Genomic DNA, 23,383 nt, shown 5'->3' with positions numbered 1-23,383 from the left:
TTTTTGAGCAAATTGTCTACAATCTGTTGGAATAGGGGATTGGGGATTGGGGATTGGGGATTGGGTACTGGGTACTGGGGATTGGAAAATAGTTTCTTATTCCCTATTCCCTATTCCCCATTCCCCATCCCCTATTCCCCATTTTTACCTCACCTCAGCCACAGCTTGACGTGCTGTTCGCATGGATTGAACAAATTGCTCAAATAAGTAATCAGCATCGTGGGGGCCAGGACTGGCTTCTGGGTGATACTGTACGGAGAATACAGGTAGAGATTTGTGACGTACCCCGGCAATGGTGCGATCGTTTAAGTTCAGGTGGCTGATTTCTACAACTGCCGTAGGTAAAGAATCTGGGTCAATAGCAAAACTATGGTTTTGGCTGGTAATTTCTACCCGTTGTTGTAAGCCTGCCGGCTGATTTAAACCACGATGACCAAATTTTAGTTTATAGGTTTCTGCCCCTAGTGCATGACCTAAAATTTGGTGTCCCATACAAATACCAAAGATAGGTTTTTGACTTAACAGAAGTGCTTTGGCAGTTGCAATCCCTTCGGTGACAGCAGCAGGGTCACCAGGCCCATTAGAAAGAAACACACCATCTGGATTGTATTTGAGAATTTCCTCTGGTGGTGTATCAGCAGGTACAACAATCACCCGACAACCGTAACTTACTAGGCGACGCAAAATATTACGTTTTACGCCAAAATCAAGGGCAACAACGGTAAAGGGTTCCCCAAGATTTTCCGCAGCCTCAGAGTTAAATTGCCAAGCTGGAATGGTGGGATCTGACCATTCATAAGCCGTCGGGGTGGTGACTTCACGAACCAGATTTAATCCTGCCATGTTGGGAGCCGCTAGTACCTGCTCTAGCAATTCCGCTTCATCAAGAATGGTTGTAGAAATGCCACCATTCATAGCTCCGAACATCCGAATTTTGCGGGTGAGGGCGCGGGTATCGATGCCGTAAATTCCTGGTATTTGGTTTTGTTTGAGGTAGTCAGGTAAAGATTGTGTCGATCGCCAGTTACTCGGTCGTTGACAAATGTTCCTAGCGATCGCACCCCGCACTTGGGGTTCATCTGATTCTTCATCTTCAGGATTGACACCTGTATTGCCTAATTCCGGATAGGTAAAAATGACTATTTGACCACAGTAACTAGGATCAGTCAGGACTTCTTGATAGCCGGTCATACCAGTGTTGAACACCACTTCTCCGATCGCGGTTCCCGTTGCACCGAAAGACCAACCGCGATAAGTGGTTCCATCTGCCAAGACTAGTAAAGCAGGTATTGCGTCAGACAGGGGCATAGTAAATTGGGGAGTGGGGAGTGGGGATCGGGGATTGGGTACTGGGGATTGGGTACTGGGGATTGGGGATTGGATGGAGAGGTACAGGGCGGGTAAAACTCTACTCCCTTGCTCCCTACTCCTTGCTTCTTCCCCAGTCTCTAATTCCTAGTACCCAACCTTCAGTCACCAGTCACCAGTACCCAATACTGCGATTGCTAATTATCCCATGAGTTGGGCAATTGGGAGTTTTGAAAATGGTTAATTAAAATTAAAAGAGAATTAAAGTAGCTGGATTGGATTTGGCAAAGCTTGGGCAGTTAAAATTAATTATGCTTCAGTCCTTTTTATCCCGTGCAACCCTAATTTTTGTCTCAAGCGCTCTAGCGGTTTTGTGTGTTGCCTGTAGTGAAGACAAACGGAACACCGCAACTGGTAGCAATGAGCAACCCACGCCAATTGGGGATCTGGCATCAGTACAGCCTGCCATCGAACCAACAACACCAGCAGCCACCCCAGCACAGCCACTAGATACTTCTGAAAGTGAACCCAGTGTTTTTGAGATGGGGCTAGATAAAGCCGTTGGCGCTTGGAGTATCAGCCAATCGGCTCAATCTTCAGATGATTGGAAATTGGTGGCGAGTCAATACCAGGATGCGATCGCGCTGATGCAAAAAGTCCGGCGACAAACCCCAGAATTTGCCTTTGCTCAATCTAAAATCACAGAATATCAGCGCCAAATCAAATATGCCAAACAGAAAGCTACTCCTCGCCCTGTCGCGTCGCCAATTGCCGAACCTCAGAAGAGAATAGTTGTTACCGTTCCCCAGATAGCAACCGCACCAAAGTTTACCTCACCTCGTGTAGCCACAAAACCTTTACCACCAGACTCAGGTTTCCCTTCATCAGTAATGCTGATTCCAGATCAAGCAGTATTTACAGCCCCAATTAAAAGGCGGGCTGGTGGGACGCCAATTGTGGAAGTTACTTTCAATGGCCAGGATAAATTTGAGATGATTGTGGATACGGGAGCCAGTGGCACTGTAATCACCCAAGAGATGGCAAATACTTTGGGAATAGTGCCAGTGGGGAAAGCGAAGGCAAATACCGCTAGTGCTAGAGCTGTAGAATTTCCCGTGGGTTATGTCAATTCGATGGCAGTTGCTGGGGTGATAGTGAATAAAGTACCAGTAGCGATCGCAGGTGCGGAACTAGAAATTGGACTTCTAGGACATGACTTTTTTGGCAATTACGATGTCACCATCAAACGCAATATCGTAGAATTTCGCCCGCAACTGCGATCGCAATTCAATTCCCCAGAAACTCAACTAACTGCTCCAACTTCGTCCAAGCAGCCCCACTTTGTAGGATATCCTTAGCGATTTTAATCCCCTCAGCGTGATCTAGCAGTGCGATCGTACCCGCTACTTGCAGCGCCAACGATGCATTCAACGCTACTGCATCCTGTTGTGCCTGAGTTCCCTTACCTTGGAGTACAGCCTTGAGAATCACCGCATTCTCTTGGACATCGCCACCCCGAAGCATACCGATGGGAGCAGGCGTTAAATCCAAATCTAAGGGATTAATGGTAGTTAACTGCACTTCTCCATCTGATAACACCGCCAAGTCTGTTAAATCTCCTAACCCAGCCTCATCAAGTTTTTCTCGTCCGTGCAGCACAATCGCCTTTTCTTTGCCCAAATTCTGTAAAGCTTCGGCAACTGTTGCCAAAAGTTTGGGAGTAAATAACCCCACCACCTGCCCAGTGGGACGCAAAGGATTTACTAACGGCCCGAGCAAATTAAAAATTGTTCGCACTTTCAAAGTCCGCCGTAATGAGGCAACCGCCTTGAGTGCTGGATGCCAACCAGGGGCAAACAAGAAAGTGATCCCGACTTCTTGTAGTGCTGCTTGTACTTTTTCACTAGAAGCACTCAAATTTACACCCAAGGCTTCCAATACATCTGCACTTCCCGTGAGACTTGAGGCTGAACGATTGCCGTGTTTGGCCACAAGTACACCAGATGCAGCGGCGACAAAAGCAACGGCTGTAGAAATATTAAAGGTTGAAGAACCATCTCCACCAGTGCCACAGGTATCTATTAGAGGAATTGGTGATTGGGGATTAGGGATTGGGGATTGGGTAGATTCTTGCCCAGTCCTCAGTCCCCAGTCCCCAGTTCCTAGTTTTGATTGAGATTGTAATACTTCAGCCATGCCGGTTAACTCGTCGGCAGAAATGCCTCTAAAGTTCAGCGCGGTTAAAATAGCTCCTGATAACTCTGGGGGAACCGCTTCACTGAGCCAACCTTGCATCAATTCAGCAGCTTGAGTACGAGACAAGGATTGACCATCTATTAATTGTTGCAGCAGGATATACCAGCTAGCAGAGGATTCTTGAGCAGGGATTGGGGAAGTTGTCATAGCTAAGCTAAGGTTTGTATGTTGTAGCTATATTGAGAGCTATGGGGTTATCCTACCGGAAAATTGAAAGCTATCAAAGTTAGGTTTAAATCTCAAGGCTAAATTACAAAGCTGGATTAGCAAGATTCTGAACTTGTAATTTTTTCTCCAAATAAAGTTGAACTTCGTAATTAGTAATGAATAATTCTTTACCTTTAGCGGCACCATTCTGCTTATAGTTATTCATGCCGTACTGCAATTCCCACTCTGAAATATTAGCCCATTGAAAATTTTCTCGAATTTGCGTTGAGTTGTCGTAGGTAATTAGCCAGCGATGATGACATTGTTGCAATAGTTCAGAAAATCTCTGATGTTCAAAAGAAGTGTGCAAGTCACCATCTTTACCATAGAGTTTTGATTTAGTAGCACTAAAATATGGTGGGTCTAAAAATAAAAATATGTCTTCTCCTTCTGCTTTTAATAGGTGACTGTAATCCAAATTAGTAATTTGGATATTTTCTGATAGGATATTTTCTAGCTTTTCTAGTCGTTCTATTGAAGAATTAGTAAATCTCTTATGAAAAGCTTCTTGCGAAAAACCACCTGATTCTACAGTTCCTGAAAAAGTAATTCTATTGAGTACGAAAAACCTAACCGCTCTTTCTAAATCAGATAAATTATTGACATCTACACTAGTTAATTCTGTAAAGAGTAATTTGCCATCTGTATATTTGACTTTAATATGTCGAATTTCTTGAACTAATTCAGGTAGCTCAGATTGGGCAAATTTCCAGAATAAGAATAGTTCGCGGTTTAAATCGTTAATCCAGATTTTGATATGAGGAAACTTTTGTCTTAAATAAATAAATACAGAACCACCACCCACAAAAGGCTCTCGAAATTCCGAAAAGCTCTCTGGCAAGTATTGAACTATTTGATTTATTGCTTTCGACTTACCACCAGGATATCGTAGAGGACTTTTGAGCATAATTTAGAAATCGTCACATTTGGGGTAATACAAACATTCAATTTGTTTACTAAAAAGTATTGATGTATGCTCTAGCTAAATCAGCATCAATACTTTCATTATCTGCTCCTGTAGGGTAACCGAGGTTAATGTTTCCAACATGACTTTGGAAGCGTTGACGAACTGCTTCTTTCTCTGTTTCAGGTTGCGAATTTTCACGTATTATAGAAGCATATTGCTGTTCTATGGAAGTAGCTACGAATTCTGCAAGAGATATGCCTGCGTCCTCGGCTTTTTGCTGCAATGCCGCGTAAACTTCATCACTTAATTCAAAGCTTAAAACCTGACTCACGGCACTACACCTCAGCTACTATATGTAAGCATGAATGTCATATTAACTTAGTTTATCAACAACAGATAGCTTTTTCTTTATGGTATAAATATTGAGCTACCAGCCAGTGGGGATTAAGCACTCTTATTAGAAATAATTGTAATTATTATGTGAAATATTCAGGACAATTTTCTTGTCTCACCAAAAGCTTAAATTATCTATTCAATACTCCTACAATCATCTACTCAGGATTATTTTTATGCCCCGTTCTGCACCCTATCAACCTTTGTTGTTGCGAATTCTTCACGGCTTAAGTGGAATTTTAGTTATCGCAGCAATTATTACCGGATTTCTAGTTTACAATACATACGATCGCAGATTTGGTAAAATATCATTTCCTCAAATTGTTGATATTCAAGGCATTCACGGCACTTTTGCATTATTTTTCTTGCTTATTCTCCCTGCTTTTGCCCTCTATAGTTTTCATGCTGGACAAAAGCGCCTTGTTCAATCTGATTCTTGGCGGCAACTAACCCAGGTTGGCAAGCCCATTTGGTGGGTTAGCTTGCAACGTCTGGCAAATACTCTCATGCTTATCGCCGCTGTTTTGGCTGTGAACTCTGGCAGGATGATGAAGGAAGAGTGGCTTCCAGCAGGGCAGCTAGATCATATTTGGTACTCCCTTCACCTTAGTGCCTGGGTTGTGATGGTTTGCTGTGTGGCGATTCATGTTTTGATGTCTACCAAGGTGGGTGGTGCGCCTTTGTTACTCTCTATGTTTTCGCGGAAGTTTCGCCCAGAAGATAGCCCTGCTCAATGGTCTAGTCGTTTCCGTGCTTGGTTGACTAGCTCACAAACTAACTTGGGTGCGGGAATGAATAATTTTATGCAAAACAATTTTTACCTCAGAATTATTGAGGTGATTGTACTGGGTGGAATTCTGACAGCGTTTGTCTTACCTGTATTTTTTCCCGGTAGTGAGTCATAGGTCAATACGCTTGGGTTAAGGGCTAATTGTACAAAGTTGTGGGTTTTCGAGACGCGATAAATCGCCGCCTCTACGAGTGTTTTGGTCTTATCTGAACTGTATTGAGTCATAGGTAATTTGCTGTTGCTGCGTAGCTTACCGCCGTAGGGATCGCAAACCTGTTAAAATAAAGCTACGTACCCGTAATATATACTGCTGAATTTTAACTTGATTTCATGTTGCATTCTCGTAAAAATCTGTTACATTACTTTACATGCAGTTATAACTGTTACAACATAAAGCTCGGAGTATTATTTATGGCAGATGTTAAGAAGACTACGCCTTCAGTTTCAGAAGATCCTAATGCTTTGCGCTGGGGCTTCACTCCTCAGAGCGAAAACTGGAACGGTCGTTTTGCAATGATTGGTTTTTTATCTGCTGTTGCACTTGAAGTATTTTCTGGTCAAGGGATTTTACACTTCTGGGGCATCCTTTAGATTTAAACGTTTTTACCTTCATTAGATTATGAGGCAAGGCGGAAATTAGTAAAATTGTCTGCCTTGCCTGATAATCTCAAGAATTAGAAAACTCGCCAGCAACTATCGTGATGAGCGAAATATTACACGACCAGGAGATTCTTCTTGATTAATTCGCGTATATACTCGAAGACAAGTTAAGACTTCGCCTGGAATACCACCACAGTCTAGTTGTAAGTCATCCTTAGAAGAAGCACAAATATCTGCATAAAGTCCCGATAATTGGCGGATTCGTACTTCATTACCAGCATTAATAGCTTCATCAGCGACTTTCTTCAAAATGCGTCGTGATTCTTGTTGTATCTTTCCCCACCAAGAATAGCGTTCAGCTGGTGGTACGAATACTAGGGAATGTATGGCTTCGTCCATGTCAATCCAAGCACGGAGAATTGACAGGGGATCAGTGTTTTTTTCAGCTTTTTGGGTGCGTTGGTAGCGATCGCTTAAAGCATCAATATATTGATGACGCTGTTCTGGTTTGGAGTGTAAGGAAACGACATCGAAGCCAAAAACGCTCTTTAAAGCATGATGTAAATCTGGGTCTATTTCGATAAAATTCATATATAAAAATAGGAATGCTGCTGGTAAATCGGACGCATTTCCTTGGGTATTTTGATTATTTGAAAGTGCTTCTTGATACAATCTTAACCCCTGAGTTTGAACAGTACCACTAAGGCCAGGGTAGATAATTTCATCACGGATAAAGGGAAGCTGAAAGAGATTAGAATTATCTGCGATCGCACCAACTTCTTGAGCTAAATCCAAGGTGCGCGATCGCCAAGTTGTAGCCAAATCCTCTGGGACTCGCAGCAGTTTACGTTGAATTTCATTCCACAAATCAGAATCCGTTGTGCTTTGCAGTTGAGAATTACCTAGATAATAATTAAGTTCTGAGTCAGAATTAAAAGCTTCCCGCAGGTGACTGAGTTTTAAATCATCTGGCGCATCTTCCCAACCAATATTTTGCTGTGGCGGTTCAGGTTGCAACAAGTTATGAATTTCTTGCAGCACCTCATCGCATATTTTAGATCCAGGATCTAGTGGAAATTCTGTGCGAGCCTGATGTAAAGTAGCCTCTAGTCCATACAAACTAAACCGTAGTAACCGGGCTAACTCTGAGTTTTCTACCTCTAATAATTGACGCAAGTGCTGCATGAATCTCACCTCCAAATATTACCTGTATGTGAAGCGAATTAACTTGGCAAACCTCTGCGTCCCTTTGCGTTTACTCCGCGCCCCTTTGCGTTTAAAAATCTTAATTTTTTTCAACGCAGAGGAACGCAAAGGTTAGCGCAGAGGAACACAGAGGTTTAATGTATACCGCAAAATGGATCGCGTTCTTTATCAACTTCATTGGGCTGCAATTCTAATTCAGCAAGATAAACGCATCCCTCTTCTTTTAGGCATTCCTGACTGTTTGATGTCCAGTAAGGTACTTCACCAGCGTGCATCCGCAGAATGCCTTGATCATCAAGAGTTACCCGATATTGGCAAGGGTAATCTGTTGTCACATCTGGTTTGCTGAGTGCGCCAATTCGTATCCATTTTTTGCTGTTAGTTTCTGAATCTGTTTGATAAACATAGAAAGTGTGCTGGCCAGTTTGCGGGAAAGGAGGTAAGGGATTACTAATTAACCCAATTCCTGGTTCAGTCACACCATCACGCAGATAGTGAAATTTTTGGAACAACTTACTACCATCATTTCCTACTTCAAATACAAGATGATAAGCATCTGGTTGATCAACAGTTGCGGACTCAATAACATTGACGGCAATATCACCATCATTTAAGTCTTTATTGAAGCCTTCCACGGCAATATTCCAGTTCAATTTACCATCAGTAAATAGCGCTGAATATTCTGAAACTACCGATTCCAAATCAATACCAGGAATATCAATTAAATAATGGGGATTTCCTTGACAAAGCAACACATTAAACTCAAGGGTTTGGTCAATTTCAAACTGGACTTTAATTTTTTTTAGAAACTCCGCTTCTTGCATTCCCAGTTTATTCATGAGGTTTTTGCCGTCAAAGCTACCCCATAGTCGTAAATCTCCATCCTCGTAGTCTTGACGGTAAATAATATTAGTTAATTGTATACCCTGCCATGCAGTCCGAACTTTGGCGACAGTTTCCCAAGGTGCGAGTTGATAGAGTTCTTGTCCGGCTTTAAATATGGTGAGTAAATCGTTACTTTGAGTTTTACGTTTGAAGTTACAAGGCAAATAATAAAACAGATTTTTGACATCAATTTCTAGCTGGTTAGCTCCTTTACGCAGCAAGCTTTTGGACTCTTCTGGATCGAATCTTAATCTTCGTAACTTCTCAGCATAGCAAGCACCAGCAGAGGTGGCTAATTTGGTAAATTCCAAGACAAAGGTAATTCGTTCTGGATTCCAGACAAAATATGGAGACTTACTGAATTCTTGGTAGATTTGGCGCTGCACTATGTCTAAATTACAAGTTTTTCCAGACAGAATTAACCAATCAACTTTTTGGGAATTCCAAGAATCTTTGGTGAGATCATCGGGACGCAAGCGACTTTCCATCAATCCTTTAGCAATACCGATCGCTTCTTTTATTCCTGCAACGGCGGCTCGTTCAAATTGATGGTTGTCTAGGGTGACGCAGATGTTATTTGGATCTTTGACTTGCAATTTAATAGCGCTTTGGGTGAGCAGTTCGGAAACTTGTTGTTCAGTAAGTGTGAAGGTTAATAGAGAATTATCTGATGGCGCTTTTTGCCCAAGTTTAAGTTTAGCGGCTTCTGCATAATCCCAAAGGATATAAAATGATTGCAGGCGTTGGGGTGCTTGTTGCCAACGGGTGGGTAATACTTTCTCGGCAGTATCTAGGGCATCTTTGTAAGCAATATCACCTTCTGGATTTTCTTTATCTAGACATTTTAAAAGACTGCCAGTTTTGAATTTGCCTTGTTCTAAAAAGCGCTCGTTTAATTCAGAACTAATTAAATCTTCTAGCTTTTCACTTTCGATATCACCTATTGTTACTGCCGTCAATAAAAAGTCTGCGATCGCAACTTTTAATAATCTAAAAATTCGCAGTGTAATTAATTCACCACCTAACTGTAAATGACCGGAAGAGCCTAATAGTTTGGGAGTAAGTTTATAGTAACGTCCTCCTAAACCTCGGTCTTCATAATCGGCAAAAGTAGGGGTTTTATCTTCTAAAGTTAGTTCAATTAAAGCTAAGTCGGTGGTTCCGCCGCCGATATCTAAAACGAGGACATTTTGTGACCATTTATTTCCTACTTGACGGCAACGAGTTTTGAATGACTCGATGCCAATATTCAGATTACCGCCAAATTCTCGCCACAAAAAGAATATTGCCACAGAAACGGCTTCATCATAAGCAGTTTGGACATCATCGATCCCCAATTGCTCAACAAATTCTTTAACTTCCTTGCGAACAACTGGTGGGGCGACAGTTGGGTAAGTGACAACTGCTGTTAAAAAAGTCCCTTCTGAAAATCTGCGTTGGGCGCGTTGGCGGTAATCTTCAGTTAACTCAATTAAATGCGCCCAAGCAGATTGGATTAGTTGATTAGCAGTAATTATTTCTTCTTCACCATCCAAAATAACTGAAAACGATCGCTCCTGACCAAAATAGCGCTTGGGTGAATGGTGAAATCTGCTGATAATTTCCTTTAAAGAACTGCTTGTACCTTGAGCGATCGCTTTTTTGCGGTTATCTCTAGCTTCCCTACCCATCCGCAGTTTTAAGTCCCCTAACTGCGAAATTTCCAATTCGCTGGGAATTTCCGTATCGCGGCGATCGATATCCAGCACAACTGGGATCAGATTTTGCGACTCTAGGGTAGGGACGCGGAATACCTCATGATAGATTTGGTAAAGTTTTTTGCTGACAGCACGGCGAAACCTCTCGCTGTTTCCTAAAGAAAGCTCAATTTGGCGAATTGCTTCCAAAAATCGCTCTTTATTGTCACTTTCAAACACTTCACTCAATTTTGTTGGCTCTATCTCCAGATTTTTGCTAATTTCGATGATAAACTTTTCCCAATCATCAGCACTGACATCTGGTAAAGCCACGGAGGCGGGAGAACTCAGCCATTGTGATAAGCGATCGCGCAACCGCATCTCTTGTTCTTTTGGGAGAATTTCTGCGATCGGTACTTCAATGGGATCGAAGAGTGTAACTGTGGAGTTTGACGTACCAAAATCTAAAGCAAACCATCCCGGAAATCTTTTTTGTGGTTTCTCGCTTGGTTCTTGTTCGCTATATTTGTTGAGTTGAAAAGGGTTCATTATAGTATCACTTTCTGTTGTTTGTTTTATAGCTGGCTAAAACTGTAATGTCTCATCATAAAATTACAAATTTCGAGAATATTTGGCCTTGTACCACTGATTCTCTTTAGCACTGGCTTTTTTATTTGGCGCGATATTTAGATTGGGCTACGCTTTTATATAGAAAGGCCGTAGGCGTAACCCAAATTAGGCATTGCTATGAAAATTGCAGCAGTTATTAAGTTGATGTTGAAGATTCTTGCTCAGTTGCAAGTCTTACTTGTTCGATAGTTAAACTAAGTAACTGGGCAACCTATTCTATAGAAATACCATAAGCTAAGAACCGAGGTATAAGTTCAAGTTTTGCTTCTTCTCGCCCTTGTTTTAGTCCTTCTTCTTTAGCTTCTCGATAAACCCTAGTTTCTTGTAACTTAATTTCAAACATCGCCTTTACCTCTTCACTACTTAAGTTTGCAAATTTATAATCAGTAATTGTTGTGATTACTCAGCTGCAAGCCTTACTTGTTCGATGGTTAAATTAAGTAATTTGGCAACCTCTTCCATCGACATACCAAGAGCTAAGAACTGAGGGACAACTTCAAGTTTTGCTTGTTCTCGTCCTTGTTGTATTCCTCGCTGTAGTCCTAGTTCTAGTCCTTGTTCTAGTCCTTCTTGTTTCGCTTCTTGATAAACTCTAGTTTCTTCTAACTTAACTCCTAACATTGCCTCTACCTCTTCACGACTTAAGTTGGCAAACTTATAAACTGCGATTGTTGTGATTACATCTATTATCTCCTTCTTAGCTAAAACAGTTATCTGTTCTTGTTGCACCCGCTCAATTAAACGTTTTGCTTCTTGCACCATTTGATTGTCTGAAGCAATAGTCAACTGCATCAAACTGATACCTACTTTTTGCTCATCAGGATTACCTAACTCATCCAAATAAATCCGTTGTACTTGAGAACTGTTCAGTAGCGATCTGTGAATAGTCGTGTTTTCCGGTTCCAAGCTGCGAGACTGTAAAATAATTACTCCGTACCAGTCATCGTAAAGCGACGGGTTGCGATACATATACAGCATGGATTCGGTGAAAAAGCGATGATACAGTAACTCATCTCTTTGGAATTGCACCTCAGCAAAAAATATCATCTGAGATGTTGCATCAGGTGGAGGTAAAAATACCCCATCAATCCGAAATGTTGGTTCTTTAACTTCAACTGATTCAAAGCGATAGCTACTAGCTTCGGCTGGTGGCTGTTCTACTAACTCGAAAAACAATCCTGGGACACGCTTGAAAATTGTATAAAAAATCGCATCACGTCTCACAAATATATCCTCATCTCCGTAGCCGATCGCAATCAGTCATTTTTTCAGTTAGCTCATCTCAAATCATCTAAATAAGAAACAGCAGCAAGTTCTGAAATAATCTGCAACCAAGTAGGAATTGCGATCTCAGGTGCTAATTCCCCAGCCGCTAGATATCTGAGCAAAGTTTCTTTTTTTGAAAGGTTTTGCAAACTAGGAATAATTTGATCCAAAATACCTTCTAATTCGGAATTAATTTGCTGATTAACTTCGCTAACATACTGCACAAGATGAAGGCTAGCGCTAGCGGTGATTTCATCGCGCAGCCGCAGTACTAAAAGTTGATGATTGCTCGATCTGGGTAAGCCTTGGCTTTTTTCTGGCGCCCAGTCAAAGATTTGACCAACATTGTGTTTCTCGTCTTGACGCGCTAGAGGAAAGATGGTTTCAGGTGCAACTGTTTTATCTTTACTACTGATTTCCGAAATGATTGCTTCTTTCCATTCATTCGGATCGCATCCCAGTAATAATTTGTAAAAGAGATCGGCATCTTCAAAACCAAATTTATCTTCAATTTCTTGCTCCATTTCTGGATGAAAAAATATCTGCAATTGTTCGCGTTCTGGAGCGACATAATTTGACAGTTGGTTCAACAAATCTACGACTGCTTGATGAATGCGATCGCGGGCAAAATCTTCTACTTCCTTAACGGTTTTCTCAAATACTGGATAAAAATCATCGCTTTTAGTTGGAAGGGAAGTATTTACACGGTTTCCTCGATCAAATAATTTCCCGGCTGCACCTTTAGATTCTGCCAGAGCGATCGCTCCATTGTTGGCTTTGTTGAAGAGTAAAGTCCACTGGTTCCAATTGAGGATTCTAAAAGTGAGTTCGTCTTTAACTACATCGCTGACGACAACACCGCGCCGGTCTTTCAGTGGTTCTGTCCCTAAATCTTTTTGAAAATTTCTGTAGATTTTATCCAAGCTTTCGACCACAGAGCGCAACTCGATAAATGCGGGACTGTCTCCTGTCGGAATGCCTTGCTCGTGAATTTCATCTATGATGTCTTTCAAGTGATCTTGTTGCTGACTGACCACATCAGCAGCTCTGCGAGTATCTTCATACAGTTGCTTCAGACCATGAGTCGCTACGTGGGTTTGAATCAATTCCCGCAGCTTACTAAGACCCCCATCTTGACCAAAGTAACCTACCTGTTTGCCCAAAGAGCTACGGGGATCAGTGTCTAGTAGCCGTTCACTTAATCGCCCCCATTTATCTTGTAGCCGTTTAGACCGATCTAGATAATCAGGATAATCCAAGTTAGCCAAAAAATCTGGTGAGCCTGCTTTGACTGTAGTAGAACGTTTTGCTAATTCGGCCAGTCCCAACAGTGGCGACAGTAAAACGATCCGGTCTTTTTGGGTTGTAAACGCCTCTGCACCGTCAATGGTAGTTTGCAGAACTTTGAGTTTTTGGAAAACCGTTTCTTCGTACAAACGTGGGCTATCTTCAATCAGTTGGTCAAGTTCTCTTTCGCCACCTTCGCTATCTAGGGGTAGTTGATCAAAGCGACCCACACCGACGAGAATTAAATCTTTCAGGTCTTGTCCCGGTCGCTGCTGCTGCATCATGGTAAAAATTTTATTGGCGCGATCGCTCCCTGGCGATTTACCATTTAGCAATACCAAAATTGTCTGCACTTCTGCCAATTCTCGCAGTGACAAAAAGGTATCCCTAGCCCCTGAATTAGCAGCCCCCAATCCCGGAAAGTCGATGAGAATAAATTTAGCTGCACCTGCAAAATCCCAAATCTCCCGTGAGATTTTCACATCAATATCTACGCGGCGGATGAGTGGGAAACTGTTTTGCAATAACTTTGTTGGTAGCCTCTGGGGTGGACTCGGTAATCGGATATGCGCTGGGGGTAGATCCTCAAATTTCAGAGTTTGGATTGCCATTGGCTGTTCGACTAGCTGTAGCCCCTCGCGGGCGGTGATAGCGTCAATCTGGTAGTGCCCACCACACATAACTTCCCCATAAGCTTGATAAGCCCGCAGGAATAATACCAACTCCCGAAGTAAATAACGTAGCTCCAAATTATTACTGCTATTCCATGCTTCTTCACACCAGCCAATAATATCGTTGCCAGAGTTGAGTTTTGATACTGGTATCGGAGGAAGCCCTGCTGCTGTTGTTCGTTTATTGGCTTCCCCTAACATGAAGCGCAGACACTCATGTACTCCTTCATGAGAAAGATACTCTACCGTAAAGTTACTTAATTGTGTTGTTGCGAAATCGTCTTGCGGGATAATATGTATGGCGGTAACATTACCTGTAGTAGGATTTTCACTGACTGGCAAAGCATCAGCATATCCAATTAGACTTCCTAAAAGTAGAGTTTTTCCACTACTGAATTCCCCCATCACACCAATTTTCACAGGCGAAGTTGCCAGGTCTACAGTTTTCTGGGCAGCTGACCGCAGATGCAGGAGACACTCATCAAGACTAGCTGGAACCCAATCTTCTTGTTTAGAAGGGTACTGGGGCACAGAATCTATCTTTCGGAGGATGAATTCGCCGTACTCCTTAAAACGGCCCAGTTTATCTGGTTCCATAGAGTAGTTTCCGCCTAACATTAATTTCTGTGAGCTTTATAACATATAAAATGTGATTTCTAGTCATTGTTGCAATGTGTTGATATTACATTTAGCATTTCTCTCATTTAAGTTGCGATTGTGGGATGAAGCATTTTCAAAGGTCAAGACAATTTTGAAACATTGGGTTTTGTTATGAACAATAAAAAAGAATACATTCCTCAGAATCCAGGTTTACGAATCAGCAAAGTGGGGTTTTATACCACCAAATGATTGAAGACTGCCTAGTAAAGATGTGGGTATTAAACCCTTTGATACAACTGATTTAAGGAATAAGAGTTTTAGACAATTTTTGCATAAGTCCTTAAGATACAAGGTTTTTGGCGCTAACCCAAGGGTATTAGAATATAATTCGCTACTACACAAGCCAAATCCGCCTAAGCAAAAAGTTTTAAACCTACAGAGGTGGGTTTTGCCTGTTTAGCTGCGGCTTTTAGTCGTCATGACTCTCATGCTCGGATAAGCATTTTGAACTCGGAATTGGGTTTGGGGAAAAGGTTAAAGGGTAAAGGTTAAAGGTTAAAGGTTTTTTCTTTCCCCTTACTCCTTACCCTTTTCCCCAAAACCCGACAAGTATTGCCATGACTCTAATTCATGCTGAATTCTTCTCGATAAAAAATCAATATTTATTTTGTATGAAATTCTTGAGTATTGTGAATTTCTTGTAAAGACATAAACGCCTGACAGAGAATCATGTAGTTTTAGTGAAGCTCAATTGGGTTTTTCAGCAACAAAATTGCATAGCTAAGATGAATTTATCGGTGATTTTAAGAAGAAACAAAGTCAAACAACCTTCCTGACATATAGAGTTTAAAATTCACAAAAAATGCTCAACTTAATCTTAATGATAACTTCAGCATTTTTTAAATTTATTTACAGTAAAAGAGGAATTGCTGCACATATAAAAATAAATAAAGTATTAAGATCGTTAGCAGGTTGGCATGAAAAAGATTATATCCATGTATTAAGAAATCATATTTTCAGACTATTACCTTCATAATTTAGGCAGAGCAGGCAGGCAAAAGTGTTTTCTAAAAAGGTGCAGAGCTACATTAACCAAATCATCATTGCCCCATCAGAAATACAACAGGATGAAAAAGTATTTTACCAGCAGGCGGATACCGCTCCTCTGATGATTTGGATGTCTGGATACAATGCACTTTACTGTTACTTCAATTCCAATTGGCTGGAATTTACTGGCACAACAACAGCTACATCTGCATTTGGGCAAGGAGAGGAGATAGGCAATATCTGGACTTCTAGTGTCCATCCAGAAGATAGGCAACGATGTGAAGATATATACCTAAAAGCATTTGCTGTACATGATTCCTTCCAGAGGCAATATCGCTTGCGTCGGGCTGATGGCGAATATCACTGGATTTTAGATACAGCCGCGCCAAGATTTTCAGCAGATGGTAGCTTTGTAGGTTATATCGGTTATTGTATTGACCTAACAGAAGTGCCGAGAGTGGTATGCCAACCTTCCCTAACAGAAAGCTGTTCGCCATGTACGAATTCCTCTCGCCGCTTACGTAAAATTACAGGAAATAAACAGGCAACCGAATTAGCGAAAGCACTAGAACAACTGGAAGCTGAAACTACAAAACGCCAAGCAGTTGAAGCACAGTTAAGCCAAAAAACATCAGAGTTGGCAGCAATTTTGCAAGTGCTTCCTGATTTGTACTTTCGTCTCAATGCTGATGGGACTATCCTAGATTACAAGCCAGGAAAGGATCAGAGTCTGTATATTTCACTAGGAGATTGTCAGGGCAAGAGTTTGCGAGAATGTTTAGCTACTGGTGTAGGCGATCGCTTCCAGCAAGCAATAACTCAAGTACTTGAAACTCAATATGAAGTCAGCTTTGAATATACCTTACCGTTACCAGAAAAAAACAATACTTTTGAAGCTAGGTTATTACCATTACCAGACCAGCAAATTATAGTTCTTGTCCGCGACATCTGCGACAAAACTCAAGCAGCATTAATAGAAAGCGATGCCAAGTTTCGCAGCATTGTCGAAAACGCCCATGATATTATTTTTGCGCTGACCATTGAGGGGATATTTTCCTACGTTTCTCCTAACTGGACTGATATTTTAGGGCATGAGGTTGGAGAGGTTGAAGGTAAATCCTTTATTCCTCTTGTACATCCTGATGATCTGCCAATTTGTGCGGATTATTTACAAAGACTTTTGACAACAAGCGAAAAACAAGACGCAATTGAATATCGAGTAAAACACAAAAATGGTAGTTGGCGATGGCATACAAGTAACTTATCTGCTATAAAAGACGCCAATGGTAATGTTGTCAATTTCGTTGGTATTTGCTATGACACCACTGACCGCAAACAAGCAGAGGAAGCTCTAGCAGAACGGGCGCGTTTAGCAAATTTTCGTGCCGATGTAGATGCGGCCCTTACCCAGAGTGACAGCTTACAGAACATGATGCGCCGCTGCACCGATGCTTTAGTTGAACATCTTGATGCAGCCTTTGCTCGCATCTGGATACTGAACAAACAAGATAATGTATTAGAGTTGCAAGTCAGTTCGGAGATGTACACCCACATCAATGGGCCCCATCAATGTGTTTCAGTCGGTCAATTCATAATTGGTTTGATTGCCGAAGAGGGTAAACCCCACCTGACTAACTCTGTACAGACAGATCCCCGCGTGGATAACAAAGAGTGGGCGCAGCGAGAGGGTATGGTTGCCTTTGCTGGCTATCCCTTAATTGTTGAAGATGAAACTGTAGGGGTGATAGCCATGTTTTCCCGCCAAACAGTGACAGAATCAACTTTCATAGCATTAGAATTTGCCGCCCAGGAGATTGCCATTGGCATTAAGCGCAAACAAGCAGAAATTGCACTCAAAGAAAGCGCCCAACGGGAAGCACTACTTAATCGTCTTTCTAATCAGATTCGAGCTTCCTTGGATCTCAATTACATTGTAGAAACAGCAGTCCAGGAGATTCACAACTTATTCCAGATCGATCGCTGCGCCTTCTTTTGGTATCGCCAAGATGCTGATGTACCATACTGGGATAAAGTATATGAGGTGAAAAGTTCCTTTTTACCCTGTCTGCTTAACGACCAAGAAGCAACTAATGCAGAAATCGAACTAATCGCAGCTAAAACTTTGAACGGAGAAATCATCCGTATTAATGATGTAGAGACTGTGGGTGATTCCATAGCAAGACATTTTTTGCAGGATTTTGGTTTCACTGCCTTTATGTCACTGCCCGTACACACTCAATCTGGTGAAATTGGCACATTTAGCTGTGGTTATTGCAGCGGCTTGCGACCTTGGCTGGACAACGAAGTAGAATTATTACAAGCAGTTACAGTTCAACTAGCGATCGCCATTGACCAAGCTAAACTTTACACCCAAAGTCGTATCGCCGCCCAAACTGCCCAAGATAAAGCCCAGCAATTAGAAGCGGCGCTGCTAAAACTTCAACAAACTCAAGCGCAACTGATTCAAACTGAAAAAATGTCCAGTTTGGGACAATTGGTTGCAGGTATTGCTCATGAAATCAATAATCCCGTCAATTTTATTTACGGCAATATTACCCACGCCCGTGAATATACTAAGGATTTGCTGTACTTAGTAGACCTTTATCAACAGAGTTACTGCCCACCAACACCAGAAATTCACCAACAAATCCACACCATTGATTTAGACTTTCTCAAGCAAGATTTGCCCAAAATCCTGGATTCTATGAACATGGGAGCCGAACGCATTCGGCAGATTGTCCTGTCTTTACGCAATTTTTCTCGCCATGATGAAGACGGCACAAAGGCAGTGAATATTCATGAAGGTATTGATAGCACCTTGCTGCTATTGCAAAATCGCCTGAAAGCCAAACCAGGAAATCCCGAAATCCAGGTAATCCGAGAGTACGGCAACCTGCCACCAATAGTCTGTCACGCTGGACAGATGAATCAGGTGTTTATGAATCTGTTGACAAATGCGATCGATGTTTTGGAAGAGGGACTGGGGATTGGGGACTGGGGACTAGGGACTGGGGAATGGGGAAAAGTTTTCCAAATACCCAATGTCCAATGCCCAATGCCCACAATTCGCATTCGCAGCTTTATTCAAGAAGACCGTGTAATCATTAGCATTGCTGACAATGGTCCAGGCATGACTGAGGAAGTACGCAAACGCCTATTTGACCCCTTCTTCACTACAAAACCTGTGGGTAAAGGTACGGGCATGGGTTTGTCAATTAGCTACCAGATTGTTGTCAACAAACATGGTGGTCAAATCCAGTGTATTTCAGCACCAGGACAAGGTTCTGAGTTTGTGGTTATGATTCCACTACAGGAGCAACCCTCAACGTAGATATCACAAAGCCTTAACCTAAATTTAATTAAAAGTTAACCTATTGGTTGTTAACTAAGATTAATTCACTTTTTGCTGCAACATTTGAACCCCCCAAAAAAACCTGAAAATTTCAGGGATTGGGGGGATTATTTCTCTTAATATAACGCCGTGTGCGACTTTCTCTCAGACCAAGAATCAAAGCCTCTCTCCGTTTCGGGGAGAGTTTTGGAGAGGGGTTTCAAGAATAAGTCGCACATCGCGTAATATAGGGAATTAAGAGTAAAGTGTTGCAGTGAAATTGATTTAAAAACTTTGTAATAGTAGTACTATCTTTGCGTAGGCGTAGCCCAACCCAGGCATCGCACCTTTGAAAAAAATCCCTGAGTACAAATAATAGAAGGCTGGGATGATACAACCCCAAAGTCAAAATAGTATCACCTACACACAGGTTATCCACCTAAGTCATGTAATTGACATAGACATTCCCCAATGGTCTGGAGATCCCATAGTAGAATTTGAAACTGTAGCTGAACTAAATAATGATGGCTATTACCTGCGGCGTTTCTCCTTGGGGGAACACAGTGCTACCCATATCAACGCCCCTAACAGTTTTCATAGTTCTGCGGTGGGAATTGACCAATACCCAGCCCAATCTTTAGTTGTACCTGCGGTGGTCATCAATATTTGCCAAGCCACAGCGGTTAATCCTGATTATGCCCTGACTATTGCTGATGTTTTGGCTTGGGAAGAAGAATACGGTGAAATTTCTCCTGGTTGCGTAGTTATACTGAATACTGGTTGGCAAAAAAAGTGGTTGGATAAAAGTGCATTCCTCAATCACGATTCTCAAGGAATTGCCCACTTTCCAGGCTTTGGCAGCGATGCGGCTCAATTTTTACTGGATGAACGGCAAATCGCTGGGGTAGGAATTGATACTCATGGTGTAGACCCTGGACAGGATAACAGTTTTGCGATTAATCGCCTAGTTTTAGAACAACCGCGCATTGTCTTGGAAAATCTGACAAATTTGGATCAACTACCAGCTAAAGGTACTACTCTAGCGATCGCACCTCTAAGATTGCGTGGTGGTTCTGGTTCTCCTGTAGGGGTGTTGGCGTTCGTCCCTTAATTTTTATATCGATATTTGGTGATCATACCAATTTCCTAAACTTGAGGATAACCTAGAAAGCAAGCAAACTTAATACATAAGTTTCAGTAGATCATCAGCCGGAGATTTTCAAAATGACAACTCCGCTATCTTGCCGCAATTATATAGACGGCCAATGGTTGAGTGCTGGCGAGGAAGCAACCCTAGAAAGTCGCAACCCTGCCGACAAAACCGAAGTGGTTGCCACATTTCCCCGTTCTCAAATTAAAGATGTAGATACAGCAGTAGCCGCCGCCCGTAAAGCCTACCGCAGTTGGCGCACAGTCCCCGCCCCAGCTAGGGCAGAATACATCTTTCGTGTCGGGGAAATATTACTCCAGCATAAGGAAGAACTTGCCCAGTTAATCAGTCGGGAAATGGGTAAACCCTTGACGGAAGCCAGGGGAGATGTCCAAGAAGGTATTGATTGTGCATTTTACAGTGCTGGCGAAGGAAGGCGACTATTTGGGCAAACCACACCCTCGGAAATGTCCAATAAATTCGCCATGACTGTGCGGATGCCCATAGGAGTTTGTGCCTTAATTACTCCCTGGAATTTCCCTGTGGCAATTCCTTGCTGGAAAGCTATGCCAGCCTTGGTTTGTGGCAATACAGTCATCCTCAAACCTGCTGAAGATACTTCCGCCTGTGCAACTAAATTAATTGAAATTTTTCAACAAGCAGGTTTACCACCAGGAGTAATTAACTTGGTGCATGGTGTGGGAGAAGAGGCGGGGAAAGCTTTAGTTGAGCATCCCAATGTCGATTTAGTCTCGTTTACTGGTTCTTCAGAAACGGGTGCTTTTGTCGGCGCTACTTGCGGCCGCACTCACAAGCGTGTCTGTTTGGAAATGGGTGGTAAAAACGCTCAAGTGGTGATGGAAGATGCCGATTTGGAACTTGCTCTCGATGGTGCAGTGTGGGGAGCATTTGGGACAACCGGTCAACGATGTACGGCTACCAGTCGCTTGATTTTGCATCATGATATCAAAGAAAAATTTACCGCCATGCTTTATGAGCGTACCAGTAAATTACGCTTGGGTGCTGGCACTGACCCAAATGCAGATATTGGCCCGATAGTCAATGAAAAACAACTCCAACAGGTGAGCAAATATTTGGATATTGCTCGTGAAGAAGGAGCAAAAGTTTTAATTGGTGGAGAAATTGCCAGTGAAGGCTCACTGAAAAACGGTTACTTCTTTCAACCAACTATTTTGGATGATGTAACTCCTGATATGCGTGTCGCCCGTGAAGAGATATTTGGACCAGTAGTGGCATTAATTGAGGTTAGCTCCTTTGAGGATGCGATCGCAATTCTCAACGATAGCAATTATGGTCTTTCTTCTTCAGTTTATACCCGCGATATCAACCGAGCTTTTACTGCCATGCGTGATATCGAAGCAGGTATCACTTATATTAATGGCCCTACTATTGGTGCAGAGGTACATTTGCCCTTTGGTGGTGTGAAACAAACTGGTAACGGACACCGCGAAGCTGGAACTACTGCTTTGGATGTTTTCACAGAGTGGAAAAGTGTTTATGTTGACTTTTCTGGAAGTTTGCAACGCGCTCAGATAGATAATCGCAGCTAGTACCGCAAGGCGTAATTCGTAATTCGTAATTCGTAATTCGTAATTAATTCTGTCTGGCTACTTATCAATGTCCGCATAATAATTAGTTATTATTCTACCCGACAGTCATTGCACCCCACCCCTTAATCCCTTGGAGACAAAGCGTAGCTTTGGCGGGGTGGGGTTCTTCGGGTTTAATAAATATCAAGCGGACATGATATAAGTCCTACCACTATCGATTTTCTGGTGTATCCTCTCTTGCCAGTACTTTGTAAGCTTGTCATTTACCGTAAAATACTTGACTAACCTTAGTGCGAAACTGTAGCCTCAAACTACACTTATCACTGCCTATAGGAACATGGGATAATTTACCGTAACCCTCACTAATACGTTGTTTTGCGTAGATTCCGCAAAAATTGAGTAAAAAAAAAGCAAATCAATTAACTTATGGTTACTAGAGCATATGATAATTCACACTTCGATGAAAGCACTAACGGGGTTGTTGTAATGGTCGAGCCATACAGCCAAAAAGAGCAAATACAGCAAGTTGTTTACCGCATTTTAGATGCCAATTTAGACCGTGCTCGTGAGGGTTTGCGAATTATTGAAGAATGGTGTCGGTTTGGGTTGAATAATGCCCAGTTAGCTCTTGAATGCAAGCGCTTGCGACAAGAAGTAGCCAAGTGGCATACCTCAGAATTGCGGGCAGCGCGAGATACACCAGGCGATCCTGGGACTGAATTAACTCATCCTCAAGAAGAAGAACGAGCTAGTATAAAATCGGTGTTGCAAGCTAACTTTTGCCGTATAGAAGAAGCGTTACGGGTGTTAGAAGAATACAGCAAGCTTTACCAACCGAATATGGCTAAAGCTTGTAAGCAGATGCGTTATCAAGTTTATACCCTAGAAAGTAGTTTAATGGGCCATCAGCGCCATCAATTATTGTGGCGATCGCGTTTATATCTTGTTACTTCTCCTAGTGAAACTTTGTTGAACAATGTCGAAGCTGCACTCAAAGGAGGATTAACGATTCTACAATACCGTGATAAAACCGCTGATGATTCTTTGCGTTTGGAACAAGCTAGAAAATTACGCCAGTTATGCCATATCTACGGTGCTTTGTTCATCGTTAACGATCGCGTGGATGTAGCTTTAGCTGTGGATGCAGATGGAGTGCATCTAGGACAACAAGATATGCCCATTACCATTGCTCGGCAATTACTTGGTTCCCAGCGTTTGATAGGTCTGTCTACCACAAATAAAGAAGAAATGCAAGCAGCAATTGCTGAAGGTGTAGATTATATTGGCGTGGGGCCAGTTTATGAAACTCCGACGAAAGTAGGTAAAGCAGCAACAGGTTTAGAATATGTCAGCTATGCTGCCAAAAATTGCTCAATCCCCTGGTTTGCGATTGGGGGAATAGATGCCAATAATATCAATGATGTGATCGATGCCGGAGCCGAACGTGTAGCGGTGGTGCGATCGCTCATGCAAGCTGAACAGCCTACCCTCGTAACACAATATTTACTTTCCCAACTCAATCGCATTAAACCAGAATCTTAAAAGAGTCATTTGTCATTGGTCATTTGTCATTGGTCATTAGAAAAATTCCCCATTCCCCAT

16 protein-coding genes are annotated in these 23,383 nt (G+C 42.2%); 7 read left to right on the top strand and 9 right to left on the bottom strand.

The window, feature by feature from the left end; translation table 11 throughout:
- Positions 1-144: 144 nt before the first annotated feature.
- The gene (carA, locus tag ACWATR_RS26610) at positions 145-1,308 is read right to left on the bottom strand and encodes a glutamine-hydrolyzing carbamoyl-phosphate synthase small subunit (protein ID WP_460338913.1); all 1,164 of its coding nucleotides are present in this window, start codon (positions 1,306-1,308) and stop codon (positions 145-147) included.
- 311 nt (positions 1,309-1,619) lie between these two features.
- Between carA and ACWATR_RS26605 the strand changes: the two genes are divergently transcribed.
- A complete protein-coding gene (locus ACWATR_RS26605; protein ID WP_460338911.1) occupies positions 1,620-2,666 on the top strand; it encodes a retropepsin-like aspartic protease family protein in 1,047 nt (348 codons plus the stop codon).
- Here the strand turns inward: ACWATR_RS26605 and trpD are convergent.
- From trpD to ACWATR_RS26590, 3 genes are all read right to left on the bottom strand, one after another.
- A complete protein-coding gene (gene trpD / locus ACWATR_RS26600; RefSeq protein WP_460338909.1) occupies positions 2,596-3,711 on the bottom strand; it encodes an anthranilate phosphoribosyltransferase in 1,116 nt (371 codons plus the stop codon). The two genes, ACWATR_RS26605 and trpD, sit on opposite strands and share 71 nt — an antisense overlap.
- Before the next feature lie 103 nt (positions 3,712-3,814).
- Positions 3,815-4,678, bottom strand: coding sequence for a DNA adenine methylase (locus ACWATR_RS26595; protein WP_460338906.1), 864 nt, complete (start codon positions 4,676-4,678; stop codon positions 3,815-3,817).
- A 49-nt stretch (positions 4,679-4,727) separates the two neighbouring features.
- Positions 4,728-5,009, bottom strand: a complete 282-nt coding sequence (locus ACWATR_RS26590) for a hypothetical protein (protein WP_460338904.1) — start codon at positions 5,007-5,009, stop codon at positions 4,728-4,730.
- 238 nt (positions 5,010-5,247) lie between these two features.
- On the opposite strand from ACWATR_RS26590, the gene ACWATR_RS26585 reads away from it, so the two are divergent.
- Together ACWATR_RS26585 and ACWATR_RS26580 are read left to right on the top strand one after the other, a co-directional pair.
- Positions 5,248-5,976 (top strand): cytochrome b/b6 domain-containing protein, encoded by a 729-nt coding sequence (locus tag ACWATR_RS26585; protein ID WP_460338902.1) that lies wholly within the window; start codon positions 5,248-5,250, stop codon positions 5,974-5,976.
- A 296-nt stretch (positions 5,977-6,272) separates the two neighbouring features.
- Complete coding sequence (locus tag ACWATR_RS26580) at positions 6,273-6,452, top strand: high light inducible protein (RefSeq protein ID WP_069071239.1); 180 nt, start codon at positions 6,273-6,275, stop codon at positions 6,450-6,452.
- 102 nt (positions 6,453-6,554) lie between these two features.
- Here the strand turns inward: ACWATR_RS26580 and ACWATR_RS26575 are convergent, their stop codons facing one another.
- The 5 genes from ACWATR_RS26575 to ACWATR_RS26555 form a co-directional block, all read right to left on the bottom strand.
- Positions 6,555-7,646 (bottom strand): hypothetical protein, encoded by a 1,092-nt coding sequence (locus tag ACWATR_RS26575; protein ID WP_460338900.1) that lies wholly within the window; start codon positions 7,644-7,646, stop codon positions 6,555-6,557.
- Between the two features lie 155 nt (positions 7,647-7,801).
- Positions 7,802-10,777 (bottom strand): molecular chaperone, encoded by a 2,976-nt coding sequence (locus ACWATR_RS26570; protein ID WP_460338898.1) that lies wholly within the window; start codon positions 10,775-10,777, stop codon positions 7,802-7,804.
- A 292-nt stretch (positions 10,778-11,069) separates the two neighbouring features.
- On the bottom strand, positions 11,070-11,201 hold the full coding sequence (locus ACWATR_RS26565; protein WP_460338896.1) for a hypothetical protein: 132 nt from the start codon (positions 11,199-11,201) through the stop codon (positions 11,070-11,072).
- Positions 11,202-11,257: 56 nt separating this feature from the next.
- Positions 11,258-12,082 carry an Rpn family recombination-promoting nuclease/putative transposase gene (locus ACWATR_RS26560; protein ID WP_460338894.1) on the bottom strand — a complete coding sequence of 275 codons (825 nt, stop codon included), beginning with the start codon at positions 12,080-12,082 and terminating at the stop codon, positions 11,258-11,260.
- 53 nt (positions 12,083-12,135) lie between these two features.
- A complete protein-coding gene (locus ACWATR_RS26555) occupies positions 12,136-14,679 on the bottom strand; it encodes a proteasome protein (RefSeq protein WP_460338892.1) in 2,544 nt (847 codons plus the stop codon).
- Positions 14,680-15,742: 1,063 nt separating this feature from the next.
- Here ACWATR_RS26555 and ACWATR_RS26550 point away from each other — a divergent pair.
- The 4 genes from ACWATR_RS26550 (at position 15,743) to ACWATR_RS26535 (ending at position 23,323) form a co-directional block, all read left to right on the top strand.
- Positions 15,743-19,060: a PAS domain S-box protein gene (locus ACWATR_RS26550; protein WP_460338890.1), complete on the top strand. Its 3,318-nt coding sequence runs from the start codon at positions 15,743-15,745 to the stop codon at positions 19,058-19,060.
- A gap of 388 nt (positions 19,061-19,448) precedes the next feature.
- Complete coding sequence (locus tag ACWATR_RS26545) at positions 19,449-20,171, top strand: cyclase family protein (protein ID WP_460338888.1); 723 nt, start codon at positions 19,449-19,451, stop codon at positions 20,169-20,171.
- 113 nt (positions 20,172-20,284) lie between these two features.
- On the top strand, positions 20,285-21,781 hold the full coding sequence (locus ACWATR_RS26540) for an aldehyde dehydrogenase family protein (RefSeq protein WP_460338886.1): 1,497 nt from the start codon (positions 20,285-20,287) through the stop codon (positions 21,779-21,781).
- 426 nt (positions 21,782-22,207) lie between these two features.
- Entirely contained in the window at positions 22,208-23,323 is a 1,116-nt protein-coding gene (locus tag ACWATR_RS26535; protein WP_460338884.1) for a thiamine phosphate synthase, read from the top strand.
- Positions 23,324-23,383: the final 60 nt, after the last annotated feature.

This window comes from Nostoc sp. UIC 10890 (assembly GCF_054786515.1).
The sequence above is the reverse complement of the archived record's forward strand: the minus strand, read 5'-3'. Positions and strand labels throughout refer to the sequence as shown.

Coding starts and splice junctions, on each gene's coding strand:
- ACWATR_RS26595 (WP_460338906.1), bottom strand. CDS start 4,678: ATGCTCAAAAGTCCTCTACGATATCCTGGTGGTAAGTCGAAAGCAATA.
- trpD (WP_460338909.1), bottom strand. CDS start 3,711: ATGACAACTTCCCCAATCCCTGCTCAAGAATCCTCTGCTAGCTGGTAT.
- ACWATR_RS26575 (WP_460338900.1), bottom strand. CDS start 7,646: ATGCAGCACTTGCGTCAATTATTAGAGGTAGAAAACTCAGAGTTAGCC.
- carA (WP_460338913.1), bottom strand. CDS start 1,308: ATGCCCCTGTCTGACGCAATACCTGCTTTACTAGTCTTGGCAGATGGA.
- ACWATR_RS26605 (WP_460338911.1), top strand. CDS start 1,620: ATGCTTCAGTCCTTTTTATCCCGTGCAACCCTAATTTTTGTCTCAAGC.
- ACWATR_RS26545 (WP_460338888.1), top strand. CDS start 19,449: ATGATACAACCCCAAAGTCAAAATAGTATCACCTACACACAGGTTATC.
- ACWATR_RS26565 (WP_460338896.1), bottom strand. CDS start 11,201: ATGTTTGAAATTAAGTTACAAGAAACTAGGGTTTATCGAGAAGCTAAA.
- ACWATR_RS26555 (WP_460338892.1), bottom strand. CDS start 14,679: ATGGAACCAGATAAACTGGGCCGTTTTAAGGAGTACGGCGAATTCATC.
- ACWATR_RS26535 (WP_460338884.1), top strand. CDS start 22,208: ATGGTTACTAGAGCATATGATAATTCACACTTCGATGAAAGCACTAAC.
- ACWATR_RS26580 (WP_069071239.1), top strand. CDS start 6,273: ATGGCAGATGTTAAGAAGACTACGCCTTCAGTTTCAGAAGATCCTAAT.
- ACWATR_RS26540 (WP_460338886.1), top strand. CDS start 20,285: ATGACAACTCCGCTATCTTGCCGCAATTATATAGACGGCCAATGGTTG.
- ACWATR_RS26585 (WP_460338902.1), top strand. CDS start 5,248: ATGCCCCGTTCTGCACCCTATCAACCTTTGTTGTTGCGAATTCTTCAC.
- ACWATR_RS26570 (WP_460338898.1), bottom strand. CDS start 10,777: ATGAACCCTTTTCAACTCAACAAATATAGCGAACAAGAACCAAGCGAG.